Origin of the sequence: Azoarcus sp. DD4 (assembly GCF_006496635.1) — a bacterium.
GTDB lineage: Bacteria > Pseudomonadota > Gammaproteobacteria > Burkholderiales > Rhodocyclaceae > Azoarcus.
On sequence record NZ_CP022958.1, the window covers coordinates 3,581,973 to 3,595,238 of the forward strand.

Annotated in this window: 12 protein-coding genes; 10 read left to right on the forward strand and 2 right to left on the reverse strand. The window is 64.9% G+C overall.

The genetic code is table 11. The annotated features are described in order from the left end of the window. Positions 1-84: 84 nt before the first annotated feature. Positions 85-1,893, forward strand: coding sequence for a hypothetical protein (locus CJ010_RS16460; RefSeq protein ID WP_141019047.1), 1,809 nt, complete (start codon positions 85-87; stop codon positions 1,891-1,893). A gap of 93 nt (positions 1,894-1,986) precedes the next feature. On the opposite strand, the gene CJ010_RS16465 is transcribed toward CJ010_RS16460, so the two are convergent. Together CJ010_RS16465 and CJ010_RS16470 are read right to left on the reverse strand one after the other, a co-directional pair. Next, entirely contained in the window at positions 1,987-2,295 is a 309-nt protein-coding gene (locus tag CJ010_RS16465) for a Rieske 2Fe-2S domain-containing protein (RefSeq protein WP_141019048.1), read from the reverse strand. A 239-nt stretch (positions 2,296-2,534) separates the two neighbouring features. Next, complete coding sequence (locus CJ010_RS16470; RefSeq protein ID WP_141019049.1) at positions 2,535-3,419, reverse strand: LysR family transcriptional regulator; 885 nt, start codon at positions 3,417-3,419, stop codon at positions 2,535-2,537. Between the two features lie 147 nt (positions 3,420-3,566). Between CJ010_RS16470 and CJ010_RS16475 the strand changes: the two genes are divergently transcribed. The 9 genes from CJ010_RS16475 (at position 3,567) to CJ010_RS16515 (ending at position 13,262) form a co-directional block, all read left to right on the forward strand. Beyond that, positions 3,567-4,646: a 4-oxalomesaconate tautomerase gene (locus tag CJ010_RS16475; protein WP_141019050.1), complete on the forward strand. Its 1,080-nt coding sequence runs from the start codon at positions 3,567-3,569 to the stop codon at positions 4,644-4,646. 51 nt (positions 4,647-4,697) lie between these two features. After that, positions 4,698-5,699 (forward strand): DctP family TRAP transporter solute-binding subunit, encoded by a 1,002-nt coding sequence (locus CJ010_RS16480; protein ID WP_141019051.1) that lies wholly within the window; start codon positions 4,698-4,700, stop codon positions 5,697-5,699. Between the two features lie 71 nt (positions 5,700-5,770). Next, a complete protein-coding gene (locus CJ010_RS16485) occupies positions 5,771-6,451 on the forward strand; it encodes a TRAP transporter small permease (protein WP_141019052.1) in 681 nt (226 codons plus the stop codon). Further along, the gene (locus tag CJ010_RS16490) at positions 6,448-7,731 is read left to right on the forward strand and encodes a TRAP transporter large permease (protein WP_141019053.1); all 1,284 of its coding nucleotides are present in this window, start codon (positions 6,448-6,450) and stop codon (positions 7,729-7,731) included. The genes CJ010_RS16485 and CJ010_RS16490 overlap by 4 nt, the downstream gene beginning before the upstream one ends. Before the next feature lie 73 nt (positions 7,732-7,804). Further along, on the forward strand, positions 7,805-8,650 hold the full coding sequence (locus CJ010_RS16495) for a MaoC family dehydratase N-terminal domain-containing protein (RefSeq protein ID WP_141019054.1): 846 nt from the start codon (positions 7,805-7,807) through the stop codon (positions 8,648-8,650). 10 nt (positions 8,651-8,660) lie between these two features. Next, positions 8,661-9,842, forward strand: coding sequence for a CaiB/BaiF CoA-transferase family protein (locus CJ010_RS16500; RefSeq protein ID WP_141019055.1), 1,182 nt, complete (start codon positions 8,661-8,663; stop codon positions 9,840-9,842). Positions 9,843-9,860: 18 nt separating this feature from the next. Beyond that, a complete protein-coding gene (locus CJ010_RS16505) occupies positions 9,861-10,682 on the forward strand; it encodes a CoA ester lyase (protein ID WP_141019056.1) in 822 nt (273 codons plus the stop codon). A 54-nt stretch (positions 10,683-10,736) separates the two neighbouring features. After that, positions 10,737-12,095: an adenylosuccinate lyase family protein gene (locus CJ010_RS16510; RefSeq protein ID WP_141019057.1), complete on the forward strand. Its 1,359-nt coding sequence runs from the start codon at positions 10,737-10,739 to the stop codon at positions 12,093-12,095. A gap of 210 nt (positions 12,096-12,305) precedes the next feature. Beyond that, on the forward strand, positions 12,306-13,262 hold the full coding sequence (locus tag CJ010_RS16515; RefSeq protein ID WP_141019058.1) for a LysR family transcriptional regulator: 957 nt from the start codon (positions 12,306-12,308) through the stop codon (positions 13,260-13,262). Positions 13,263-13,266: the final 4 nt, after the last annotated feature.

The window sequence follows — 13,266 nt, forward strand, 5'->3', positions numbered from 1 at the left end:
CTCGAAAGGAACGAGCCTTCCGACCCACCGCCCCCGCGGACGACGTCTATAACAAGGTAGCGCCACCAGATATGGAGAAGCACCATGTCGCCCTTCCCCCGCCGGCGTCTGCTGCCCACCGCCCTCGCCCTCTTCACCGCCGCCCTGCTGCTGCCCGGCGGCACCGCCGATTCGCGCGCCGCGCAGCCCGGCTTCGATCCGCTGTTCGCCGATCCCGGCAGCGTCTGCGGCAGTCCCTTCGCCAAGGGTGCGATGCTGCGCACCCTGGTGCAGGTTGCCGCCAAGTCCGAGAACGCGCCCTTCCAGACCGCCACGATGCAGGCAGCGACCGGCGGCGAGGTGCCGCTCTACAAGGATCTCGGCCAGCTCGGCTTCAAGGTCGGCACGCGCAACGCCCGCGCCCAGGCCTATTTCGACCAGGGCCTGCGGCTGGCCTTCGGCTTCAACCACGCCGAGGCGCAGCGCGCCTTCCAGGCGGCGCAACAGCTCGATCCCGAGTGCGCGATGTGCTACTGGGGCGAAGCCCTGGTGCTCGGCCCCAACATCAACGCACCGATGCCGCCCGAGGCCAACCCGCCGGCGCTGGCTGCGCTGGCGAAGGCCAAGGCGCTGTCCGATCGCGCCGCGCCGAAGGAACGCGCCCTGATCGAGGCGCTGGCCAGACGCTATTCGGACGACCCCAAGGCCGAACGCGCCACGCTCGACGCCGCCTATGCCGACGCCATGCGACAGGTGGCGCGGCGCTTCCCCAAGGACGACACCCTCCAGGCGCTCTACGCCGAAGCCGCAATGGACACCCAACCGTGGGACTACTGGGAAGCCGGCGGCACCCGGCCGAAGGCCCGCGCCGCGGATTTCGTCCCCGCGCTGGAGGCCGTGCTCAAGCGCAATCCCGCCCACCCCGGCGCCATCCACCTCTACATCCACGCGGTGGAAGCCTCGGACCGGCCTGAGCGCGCGCTCCCCTTCGCCCGGCGGCTGGCGGCGCTGATGCCCGGCGCCGGCCACATCGTGCATATGCCGGCCCACATCTACTACCGCGTCGGCATGTTCCGCGAATCGCTCGCCGCCAACAAACAGGCGATCGCGATCGACGAACGCTACTTCACCACCTCGCCGTCCGACCCGATGTACAAGATGGGCTACTACCCGCACAACATCCACTTCGTGCTGGTATCGGCGCAGATGGGCGGCGACGGCGCCACCGCGCTGGAAGCCGCGGCCAAGCTGGATGCGGTGATGCCGAACGAGGCGGTCAAGCAGTTCCCCTCGCTGGAGCCGATCAAGGGCGCGCTCTACAGCACCCATGCGATGTTCAGCCCGCCGGACACCATCCTCGCGCTGCCCGCGCCGGCCGACGGCCTGACGCTGGTGGGCGCGATGCACCACTACGCCCGCGCCATCGCCTTCGCCGCGAACAAGGACACCGCCGGCGCGCAGCAGGAGATCGACGCGCTGGCGAAGATCGAAGCCGGCGCCGACTTCAAGCCCTATGCGGCGTGGCAGGTACCGGCCAAAGAGATCGTACAGACCGCGCGCCAGGTCGCCAGCGCCCGCCTGGCCGAAGCGCGCGGCGACCTCGACGCGGCGGCGCGGGCCTTCGAGGCTGCCATCGCCATCGAAGACGCCCTCTCCTACATGGAACCGCCCTACTGGTACTACCCGGTGCGCCAGTCGCTCGGCGCGCTGAAGCTGCGCCAGGGCAAGCTGGACGAGGCGGAAAAGGCCTTCCGCGATTCGCTCGGACGGGTCAGGAACAACGGCTGGGCGCTGGCCGGACTGGCGGAGGTCTATCGCCAGCAGGGCCGCAAGGACTCGCAGGCGGCAACGGAAAAAGCGTTCGCGAAGGCGTGGTTCGGGCCGAAGACGGGGCCTGCGCTGGAACGGCTGTAGGGCAGGCTGGCCGCGGTAGACCGTTCTGCTGTTGCCCGCTGACAGCGAAAGTGCCGCGGCCCTGCTCTCGGCATCGGACAGGGCGCATCACCCTCAGGCCAGCTCGATCTCGACCATGCCCTCCACCACCCGCAATGGATAGGTTGTGAGCGTACAGTCCTGCCCCTGGCGGCATTCGCCGTTGCGCCCGTCGAACACCCAGTCGTGTGCCGTACAGGTGAGGTAGCGGCCGTTGAACACGCCGCGCGAGAAGGGAATCTTCTGGTGCGGACACAAGCCGTCGTAGGCCTTCAACTCGCCGCCTTCCGGCCACAGGACCATGATCTCGCGGCCATCGACATTGAAAGGCGCGGCTTCGCCTTCCATGAGGTTTCTGAGTTTGCAGAGGGGGATGTAGGCCATTTTTCGAAGCTCCGTCGGGGTTGGGACAGCTGACACCGGACATCGAAGACCCGGCTCTGCGCGTGTTTGCCGGCCCGCGCTGCGGCGAGGCGGATAAACACGCGCTGGTACCCGACGATCAAGCAAAAGCGAGGCCCGCTTTGTTCACTATGTCGTTGTTCTCAAGTAATTCGTGGTCCGAAGCATCGGGGCCGCTCACACGGACGGCAGGCATCGAGTGAAAGTCAAGCCCACACTCGCTAGGTGCCGCTCTTCAGCAACTCGAAGAACGCGTTCGCTGCAGGCGACAGGGTGCTGTTCTTGCGGCGAAGCAGGGTGATCTTTCTCTTTACGACCGGGCTGACCAATGGAATCCGGCACACGCCCGGCCTGGCACCGTCTTCGAGCGTTGATGCAGGGAGAATGGCAGTCCCGACGCCGGCGGCGACGAGACTGATGGCTGTGGCGTGGTGTTGAACTTCATAGGCCCCACTGAGGCTTATTCCGCGCTTCGCCAGTTGGTAGTCCATGAAGACCCGCGTGGCCGTCATGCTACTGACGACGACAAGCTCGGTCTCGCGCATGTCTGACCAGGTAACGGACTCTCGCTTGCTGAGGGGATGCTCCTCACGGCAGAAGAACATCAGCGGATCTTCCAGGAGAGGCGTTTCAAGAATCTCAGGGTGGCGCTCGGTTGGAATTCCGATACCGAGCTCGGCTTGGCCGTGGAGCACGGCGTCACGAACCTCGAAAGCGGTCGTGTCGATCAAGCGCACCCGATTGCCGGGATGGGATTGTCTGTAGCGCCGGATCGCCGCGGGCAGGACGTGTGATGCCATGGTCGGCACGCAGGCGAGGGTGAAACTCCCGCGGGCATTCTTCGACATGTCCTTCAGTCGACCAACCGCAAGCGTCATTTCCCCGACGATGGCTTTGGCCTGGGGCAGGAACTCGCGCCCGACAGCCGTCAGCTCGACATAGCGCGTTGTGCGGTCAAGGAGCCGCAATCCCAAGTAGCCCTCGAGTTTCTGCACACGGCGTGTGAGCGCCGTCTGCGTGACGTGGAGGTGCTCCGCTGCCTTGCTGAATCCGCCCAGCTCGGCGATTACCACGAACGCCTGAATGCCGTCGAAATCGATCTTCATCTCGTCTCCTCGCAACCAAGGCGGGCAGCTCGCATGGGCTATGCTGAAATCGCAATAAAAACGACATTCGTTGCATTTAAGTAATTACCACCTTGTGACTAACATTGCCTCACAAAACAGCAGAACGTGCAATAAGGAGACAGGCAAGTGGATCACATTCCGTGTGTGCTGATGCGGGGCGGATCGTCGAAGGGGTTGTTCTTCCTTGCGGAGAATCTGCCTGACGACACGGCCGCCCGCGACCGCCTCCTGCTCGCGGCGATGGGATCACCCGATCTTCGGCAGATCGATGGTATGGGTGGTGGCAACGATCTAAGCAGCAAGGTCGTGATCGTGGCGCCATCGCACCGGCCCGATCTCGATGTGGAATATCTCTTTGCCCAGGTTTCGGTGGCCCGGGATCTGGTCGATGTGTTGCCCAACAGCGGCAACATGCTCGCGGCGGTGGGGCCGTTTGCACTCGAACGCGGCCTGGTCAGGGCCTCCAGTCCGGTCACGCGTGTTCGCATTCTGAACATCAATAGCGGCAAACAGGTCGAGGCGATCGTACAGACGCCGGGCGGAACAGTGACCTACAGCGGCAGCTTTCATCTCGACGGCGTGCCGGGCACGAGTGCCCCCGTCACGCTCAATTTTCTGGACCCGGCGGGAACCCGAACCGGGCGCCTGCTCCCGACCGGCAACGCCCAGGATGTGATCGACGGGCTTTCCGTTACCTGCATGGATTTCGCGATTCCCATCGTTTTCGTGAAAGCCTCCTCTCTCGGCAAGACGGGGCACGAGTCGAAGGCAGAACTGGACGGCGATGACGACTTTCTGCAGCGCCTGGAGTCGATTCGCGTCGCTGCTGCAGCACTCATGGGACTGGAGGTCTCACCCGACCGCGGGGTGCCGAAGATCGCAATGATCGCTCCTCCGCGTCACGGCGGCAGTGTCGCATCGCGCTATTTCGTTCCCTCAAGCTGCCACCCGGTACATGCCGCCACGGGCGCGTTGGCGCTGGCTGCGGCATGTCACACGCCAGATACCGTCGCTGAAGAACTCGCCGAGATCGACGAAAACGCACCGTACCGCATCGTCATCGAGCACCCGAGCGGCCAGATGGCCTGTGACCTGCACATTGCGCCACAAACGATGCACACCGTGCCGGTCATCGACTCCGCCTCGATCGTGACGTCGGCCAGGCCGCTGCTCAGTGGCGAGGTCTACGTGCGGACGGCGGCCTGATTCATCACCCGTAACGACAAAAGTTTCACGCTCACACCAAGGAGACAAATCATGAAAAACATATATGCCCTGACCGCCGCCATCGGTATCGCCTTTGCCGGCGGCGCGTTGGCACAGGACCCGATCGTCATCAAGTTCGCACACGTGGCCGCCGCTGACACCCCCAAGGGGCGCGCTGCCGAGTACTTCAAGAAAGTAGCCGAAGAGCGCACGAAGGGCCGTGTAAAGGTGGAGATCTACGCGAACAGCACCTTGTACAAGGACAAGGAGGAGCTCGAAGCGCTTCAGATGGGGTCGGTGCATATGCTGGCACCCGTTGCGGGCAAGTTCGGGCCTGCAGGCGTGAAGGAATTCGAGGTCTTCGACCTCCCGTACATCTTCCCGAATGACGCTGCGCTGCACCGCGTTACCCAGGGGCCGATCGGCGCTTCACTGCTGAAGAAACTCGAGCCGCGCGGCTTCATCGGCCTCTCGTACTGGGATGCAGGTTTCCGCGTTCTGAGTTCGAACAAGCCAATCCGCACGCCTGACCAGGCCAAGGGACAGAAGATCCGCATCAATTCGTCGAAGGTGAATCAGTCGATCATGCGGTCGATAGGTGCGCTGCCGCAGACGATGGCGTTCTCCGAGGTCTATCAGGCGCTGCAGACCGGCGTGGTGGATGGTGCGGATGGCAACCTCTCCAACCTGTACACGCAGAAGCAATACGAAGTTCAGAAGCACCTCACCCTGACCAACCATACATATAGCGGCTATGTCGTCGTCGCCAACAAGCCCTTCTGGGACCGGCTACCGGCCGATGTCCGCGCGGAGTTGGAGGGCGCGGTGAAGGAGGCGACTGAGTTCAACCGCAAGGTTGCCCTCGAGGACGACGCAAAATCGCTCGCTGCGATCAAGGCTTCCGGCAAAACCGAGGTGCATGAGCCGACTGCGGACGAGAAGGACGCCTGGATGAAGGCCATGATGCCGGTTCAGGAAGAGATGGCCTCGCGTGTCGGACGCGACCTGATCGACGCGATCCGCAAGGAAACCGCGGCCGTCACCCAGCGGTAAACCTCTCTCCCGCGGCAGCCGGGATGAAATCGTCCGTCTGCCGCTCCCCCTAACTCCGCAAGGAGCCCCCCATGAAATTCCTCGATGCTCTGGAGGAATGGCTCGTCACGTTCCTGATCGGCGCGGCGACGCTCATCACCTTCGCGGCAGTGGTCCATCGCTACGGCGCTGGCCTGCCAATTCCCGTCGTGCAGAACTGGCTCATCTCGATCAACATGAGTTGGGCGCAGGAGCTCACGATCATCATGTTCGTGTGGATGGCCAAGTTTGGCGCCGCCTACGGCGTGCGCACCGGCATCCACGTCGGTGTCGACGTGCTGATCAACCGGCTGCCCGATCGCACGCGCGCCAAATTCATCGTTTTCGGTCTGCTCGCGGGTGCACTCTTCACCGGCATCATCGCCGCGCTGGGCGGACATTTCGTGTGGGAGAACGGTGCCCACTACGCCATCTTCAGCACCCTTGGGCTCGACATCGGGGACGCACTGGAGGGGCCCACCACGGTTGATCTCGAATGGCCGACGTGGATTGTCTATTCGGCAATCCCGCTGGGCAGCGCCCTCATGTGTTTCCGTTTCCTGCAGGTGTGCGCATCGTTCCTCCGTACTGGCGAACTGCCTCACCACGACCACGGACATGTGGACGGGATGGACGAGCAGGTCGACATAGGCAGCGACATGCCCGACCCGAGTGACGTCTATCCGCGCGAACTCCCCAAGGACAACCAGAACAAGAACGGAGGTGTGCGATGAGCGCCGCTGTCATTTTCGTACTCCTGCTGGGTCTGATGATCACCGGCATGCCGATTTCAATCTCGCTGGGCCTGACGGTTCTGAGCTTCCTGTTCTTCATGACCCAGGTGCCAATCGAGAGCGTTGCACTGAAGCTGTTCACCGGTATCGAGAAGTTCGAAATCATGGCGGTGCCGTTCTTCATCCTGGCGGGCAACTTCCTGACGCATGGCGGGGTGGCGAAACGGATGATCGCATTTGCGACGTCCATGGTCGGACACATGCCCGGCGGTCTCGGGTTGAGTGCGGTGGTTGCGTGCTCGCTGTTTGCCGCGGTGTCCGGTTCGAGTCCGGCAACGGTCGTCGCGATCGGTTCGATCCTGCTGCCGGCAATGGTCAAGGCGGGCTATCCGAACAAGTTCGGCGCAGGTGTCGTTGCCTCCGCCGGCGGGCTGGGGATCCTGATTCCGCCCTCGATCGCGATGGTGATGTACGCGGTGTCCACCAACAGTTCGATCGGCGCACTGTTCATGGCGGGCGTCATCCCGGGCCTCGTGCTCGCCGGAATGCTGATGTTCACGACGTGGTGGATCGCGCGCAAGAACAACTACCCCCGCGCCGCCCGCGCCACATGGACAGAGCGCGCCAGGGCGTTCCGCGAGTCGATCTGGGGTTTGCTGCTGATCGTCGTCGTCATGGGCGGGATCTACACCGGCATCTTCACCGCGACCGAGGCGGCGGCGATGAGTGCAGTCTATGCGTTCGTGATCGCCACCTTCGTCTACAAGGATCTGCGCCTGTCCGACCTGAAGAAAGTGCTGATCTCGTCGGCGAACCTCTCGGCAATGCTGCTCTACATCATCACCAATGCCGTGATGTTCTCCTTCCTGCTTACCAATGAGCAGATCCCTCAGGCGATGTCCGAGTGGATCGTCGCGAGCGGGCTGGGGGTGATCGGCTTCCTGCTGATGGCGAACATCATCCTGCTGATCGCGGGCAATTTCATGGAACCGGCGTCGATCATCCTGATCTTCGCGCCGATCCTGTTCCCGATCGCGATGAGCCTCGGCATCGATCCGGTGCATTTCGGAATCATGATCACGGTGAACATGGAGATCGGGATGATCACGCCCCCGGTCGGCCTGAACCTCTACGTCGCGAGCGGCATCAGCAAGCTCGGCCTGACGGACATGAGCAAGGCCGTCGGTCCCTGGCTGCTGACGATGCTGGTGTTCCTTGCGATCGTCACCTACTGGCCGCCGCTCACGCTGTGGCTGCCCAAGACCCTCGGAATGATGTGATGCAGGCCCGACGGCCCCGGCCGGGCCGTCGGGGGAATGAGCGATCCTCGTCATACCCCACGGAGTACCCAACATGAACCTCAAAGAATGGATCGGCCGCGCGGAGGAAGTCTCCGACATCGCGACGGCCGCCCCCTATGCCGCATTGTCGGCGACCTTCGACCGCGAAGCGGTGCGGCCCCCGGTGGGCACCGCCCTGCCCGCGCTGTGGCACTGGCTGTACTTCCTGCCGCTGCACAAGCAATCGGAAATCGGCCCCGACGGCCACGCCAAGCGCGGTGGCTTCCTGCCGCCCGTGCCGCTGCCGCGTCGCATGTGGGCCGGCAGTCAGTTCGAGTTCCACAAGCCGCTGCGCATCGGGGATGCGATGACGCGCACCTCGACCATCCACGACGTCACCGAGAAGAGCGGACGTACCGGCCCGCTGGTGTTCGTGAAGGTGCGCCACGAGATCCGCCGTGGCGGCGAATCGGACGTCGCGCTCACCGAGTTCCACGACATCGTCTATCGCGAGGCGCCGAAACCCGACGATGTGGCCCCGCCGCCGAAGGCCGCCCCCGCGAGCTCGGCCTGGGAGAAGAAGTGGGTACCGGACGACGTGCTGCTGTTCCGCTACTCGGCACTGACCTTCAACGGTCATCGCATCCACTACGACCGCAAGTATGTGACCGAGGTCGAGGGCTATCCGGGCCTGATCGTCCATGGCCCGATGATCGCGACGCTGTTGCTGGACCTGCTGCGTCACCAGATGCCCGACGCCGAGGTCCTGCGTTACGAGTTCCGCGCGATCCGCCCCGTGTTCGACATCAACCACTTCTTTGTCTGCGGCGAACCGCAGGCGGACGGCAAGACGATCCGCCTGTGGGCGAAGGACCACGAAGGCTGGCTGACGATGGAAGCCACCGCGGTGATCAAGTGAGGAAGCTGCAATGAGACCCCTGGAAGGCATTACCGTCATCACCCTTGAACACGCGATCGCCGCGCCCTTCGCGACACGCCAGCTCGCCGACCTCGGCGCGCGGGTCATCAAGGTCGAACGCCCCGGCGTCGGCGACTTTGCCCGCGGCTACGACGAGCGCGTGCGCGGCCTGGCGTCGCATTTTGTATGGACCAACCGCTCGAAGGAGAGCCTGACGCTCGACGTCAAGCATCCCGAGGCGCAGGCAATCCTCAAGCGCCTGATCGTCGAGGAGGCCGACATCGTCGTGCAGAACCTCGCGCCCGGTGCCGCCGCGCGCCTGGGGCTGTCGTATGCGGCGCTTTCCGCGCTCAAGCCGGAGATCATCGTGTGCGATATCTCGGGTTACGGCAGCGACGGTCCGTATCGCGACAAGAAGGCCTACGACCTGCTGATCCAGAGCGAGTCGGGTTTCCTCTCGGTGACCGGCACGGAAGCCGAGCCGTCGAAGGCGGGGCCGTCGATCGCCGACATCTCGGCCGGCATGTACGCCTACAGCAACATCCTCGCCGCGTTGCTGCAGCGGCAGAAGACCGGCCGCGGCCAGCACCTCGACATTTCGATGCTGGAGAGCCTCGTCGAGTGGATGAACTATCCGCTCTACTACGCGTTCGACGGCGCCTCGCCGCCGCGCCGCACCGGCGCCTCGCACGCGACGATCTATCCCTATGGCCCGTTTCCGGCCGGCGATGGCAAGGTCGTCATGCTCGGACTGCAGAACGAGCGCGAATGGGGCGCATTCTGCGAGAAGGTGCTGCTGCAGCCAGGCCTCGCGCGGGAGGAACGTTTTTCCTCCAACTCGCGGCGCAGCGCCGCACGTGATGAGTTGCGCGCGATCATCCTCGACGCGTTTGCCGCACTGACCGCCGAGCAGGTGATTGCCCGCCTGGAAGACGCCCAGATCGCCAATGCCCACGTGAACGACATGCACGCGGTGTGGGCGCACCCGCAGCTCAAGGCGCGCGGGCGCTGGCGCGAGGTCGGCACTGCGGCCGGCGTCGTGCCGGCCTTGCTGCCGCCGGGCTCCTGGGAGGAAGGCGAGCCGCGCATGGACCCCGTGCCTGCTCTCGGCGAGCACAGCGAGGCGATCCTGGCGGGACTGGGCTACGAGGCCGACCGAATCGCGGCCCTGCGCCGTGACGGCGTGATCTGAGCGGCGGGAGTTCAGACCATGCAGATGCCGATCACCTATCTCTTCGTGCCGGGCAACCGGCCGGAGCGTTTCGACAAGGCGCTGGCTGCCGGAGCCGGGGCAATCGTCCTGGACCTGGAAGATGCCGTCGCCGCCACCGAGAAATCCCTTGCACGCGATGCGATCGCGGACTGGTTCCCGGGGCGCGCGGACGATGCCTCACGCATCGTCGTGCGCATCAACGACGCGCAGTCACCCTGCTTCGCGGACGACCTCGCGCTGCTCAAAGCCATCGGAGTCCGCCAGATCATGCTGCCGAAGACCGAATGGCGCGAGCAGGTTCGCCAGGTCGTCGACGCCGTGTCGCCGACGGTCGCGGTGTTGCCGCTGATCGAGACGGCGCGCGGCGTGCGCAACGTGGACGATATCGCGGCGACCGAGGGCGTGCTGCGGCTCGCGTTCGGTACGTTGGACTATGCGGTCGACCTCGATCTGTCGGGCGACGAGGCCGGCCTCGCCTACGCGTCGGCCCGGATCGCGATCGCTTCGCGCTGCGCCGAACTCGCCTCCCCGGTCGCAGGCGTGACGCCCGCGATCGACGACGAGCCGCGTATCCGCGCGGACTTCGCCTCCGCGCGTGCCTTCGGTTTCGGCGCGAAGCTGTGCATTCACCCCAGGCAGGTCGCTGTCATCCACGAAGCGTGCCGCCCGTCCGCCGAGGAGTTGGCGTGGGCCGAACGCGTGCTTGTGGCAGCGCAAACCTCCGAGGGCGCCGTGCAGCTCGACGGCCGGATGATCGACCGTCCGGTGGTGCTCAAGGCCCAGGCGATCGTTTCCCGCAGTCTCTCCAGCCACGCCTAGCACGCCGACCAGATCCCCATTTTTCAACTTTCACGCATTTCAGGAGAACGTCCCATGGGCGCGACCATCATCGATTCAAGCATCTTCGGCAATATCTTCAGCACCGACGCGATGCGTCAGGTCTGGTCCGACCGTAACCGTACCGCCAAATACCTCGAGATCGAGCGCGCCCTCGCCGTCGTGCAGGGGCGGCTCGGCATCATTCCGCAGGAAGCCGCCGACGAGATCGTAGAGAACTGCGACATAGACAAGATCGACATGGACAAGCTGCGTGCTCAGACCGAGCGCATCGGCTATCCGGTGCTCGGCGTCGTCTCGCAGCTCAACGCGCTGTGCCGCGACAAGCTCGGCGAATATTGCCACTGGGGCGCGACGACGCAGGACATCACCGATACGGCGACCGTGCTGCAGATTCGCGAGGCTCTGGAACTTGTTGACGCCGACCTGCAGGGCATCTCGGCGGCCCTCGTGGAAATCTCCCGCCGCCATCGCGACACGCCGGTGATCGGCCGCAGCAACCTGCAGCAGGCGATTCCCGTGACCTTCGGCTTCAAGACTGCCGCGATCCTGGCAGGCATCGAACGCCACCGCGAGCGCCTCGCGCAGCTCAAGCCGCGGGTGCTGATGGGCGAGTTCGGCGGCGCCTGCGGCACGCTCGCGTCGATCGAGCACGGTGCGATGGAGACCCAGGCGGGACTGATGGCCGAGCTTGGCTTGGCGCAGCCTGACATTGCGTGGCACACGGTGCGCGACACGATTGCCGAGGTGGGCGCCTTCCTCGGCCTTGTCGGCGGTTCGCTCGGCAAGATCGCGATGGACGTCAAGCTGATGATGCAGCACGAGGTGGCCGAGGTGTATGAGCCTTTCCACCCTGGCCGCGGATCAAGCAGCACGATGCCGCAGAAGCGCAACCCCATCTCGAGCTGCTACATCCATGCAGCGGTGTCGGTTGTACGCCAGCACGCTGCTGCGCTGATGGACGCGATGATCGCCGACCACGAGCGCTCGACCGGACCGTGGGAAATCGAGTGGATCGCGTTGCCTGAGGCTTTCTGCCTCCTTGCCGGTGCGCTCAAGCAGACACGCTTCGTGCTCGAGGGCCTCGAGGTCGACGCAGCCAGGATGCGCTCGAACATCGACATCACCAACGGACTCGTGATGTCCGAGGCGGTGATGATGGGCCTCGGGCCTTACATCGGCCGCGAATACGCGCACGACCTGGTCTATGACCTGTGCCGCGAGGCGATCCGCACCAACCGGCCACTGCTCGACATCCTTGCCGCGCATCCCGAGATCAACGTCCACCTCGACCGTGACGCCCTCGCGCGCCTCTGCGACCCGGCGAACTACCTCGGGCAGGCCGGAGTAATGGTGGACAAGGTGCTGCAGCGGGCGGCGGGAGCGGTGCGATGAGCGACGCAACGCGGACGACGGGGATGCCCGAACAGAAGGCGGAACCGCTTCGCGGTAGGCCCCCACCCGCCCACCAGCCGCCCCCGGCAGGCCCACTCGCTCCGGACCGCTGCGAGATCACCGACGAACTCGCAGCGGTAGCGGTGTTGAGTACGAACTAGCAGGCGGCGACCAGCGTCGGGAGAGAAGTCGCGAAAGGAGGGTTACGGCATGGAACTCAGACAGCTGCGCTATCTGGTGCGCACGATCGAGCTCGGCAGCATCAGCCAGGCCGCGCTTGACCTCGGAATCGCACAATCCGCCGTGAGCCTGCAGATCCAGCGCCTTGAAGGCGAGCTCGCAACCCGACTGCTGCAGCGGACGGCGACCGGGGTGATGCCGACTGATGCCGGCATCGCCTTCCTCGCCCACGCGCAGCTTGCCCTGCGCCATGCCAGGGAGGCCGCGACGGCCGCGCAGCAATCGCGCCTGTCGGGCATCGTCAGCATCGGCCTTGCGCCATCGACCTCCGGCGTGCTGGGCTTGCCTCTGATCGAGGCGATGCGTGAGCACTACCCGGACATCCGCATCCACCTCGTCGAGGGCATGTCCGGCCACCTTGGCCAGATGTTGAACGGCCGCGAGCTCGATCTCGCCGTCCTGTTCGACACCGGGCCGGCGAGCCGGTGCAGCGTTCAGTCCCTGCTGGAAGAGCGTCTGTTCTTCATCTGCGGTATCGACGCACGCCCTTCCGCCTTGCCGAACCGCCTCGCAAACATCGTCGATATACCGCTTGTGCTGCCGACACCACGTCACGGCCTGCGGCGGGTCATCGACGCCGGGTTCAGTGCGCTCGGTGTGCGTCCCTCGGTCATCGCCGAAGTCGATTCGCTCTACGTGCTGATGGACATGGTGGCGCGCGGCATGGCGGCAACGCTGCAACCCTGGGCAGCACTCGCGCGCCAGTCCGATGCGGTGTCACGGCTGAGTTGGAGCGAGATCACGGACGACGGGACTTCCCGCCGGAATCTCTTGTGCAGTCTCTCCGACGACGAGCTGTCGCCGGCCGCGCTGGCGACGCGAGGCATGGTGACCCATGTCGTGCGTCAGCTCATCGACGAGGGTCGCTGGCGCGGCGTCGCGACCGGCCATCTCGATTCGAGATGGGGCGATATCGGAGCGGCTTAGGGCA

Bases quoted from the DNA above. Each gene is read 5' to 3' on its own strand.
- CJ010_RS16460 (WP_141019047.1), top strand. From the start codon at position 85: ATGTCGCCCTTCCCCCGCCGGCGTCTGCTGCCCACCGCCCTCGCCCTC.
- CJ010_RS16465 (WP_141019048.1), bottom strand. From the start codon at position 2,295: ATGGCCTACATCCCCCTCTGCAAACTCAGAAACCTCATGGAAGGCGAA.
- CJ010_RS16470 (WP_141019049.1), bottom strand. From the start codon at position 3,419: ATGAAGATCGATTTCGACGGCATTCAGGCGTTCGTGGTAATCGCCGAG.
- CJ010_RS16480 (WP_141019051.1), top strand. From the start codon at position 4,698: ATGAAAAACATATATGCCCTGACCGCCGCCATCGGTATCGCCTTTGCC.
- CJ010_RS16485 (WP_141019052.1), top strand. From the start codon at position 5,771: ATGAAATTCCTCGATGCTCTGGAGGAATGGCTCGTCACGTTCCTGATC.
- CJ010_RS16490 (WP_141019053.1), top strand. From the start codon at position 6,448: ATGAGCGCCGCTGTCATTTTCGTACTCCTGCTGGGTCTGATGATCACC.
- CJ010_RS16495 (WP_141019054.1), top strand. From the start codon at position 7,805: ATGAACCTCAAAGAATGGATCGGCCGCGCGGAGGAAGTCTCCGACATC.
- CJ010_RS16500 (WP_141019055.1), top strand. From the start codon at position 8,661: ATGAGACCCCTGGAAGGCATTACCGTCATCACCCTTGAACACGCGATC.
- CJ010_RS16505 (WP_141019056.1), top strand. From the start codon at position 9,861: ATGCAGATGCCGATCACCTATCTCTTCGTGCCGGGCAACCGGCCGGAG.
- CJ010_RS16510 (WP_141019057.1), top strand. From the start codon at position 10,737: ATGGGCGCGACCATCATCGATTCAAGCATCTTCGGCAATATCTTCAGC.
- CJ010_RS16515 (WP_141019058.1), top strand. From the start codon at position 12,306: ATGGAACTCAGACAGCTGCGCTATCTGGTGCGCACGATCGAGCTCGGC.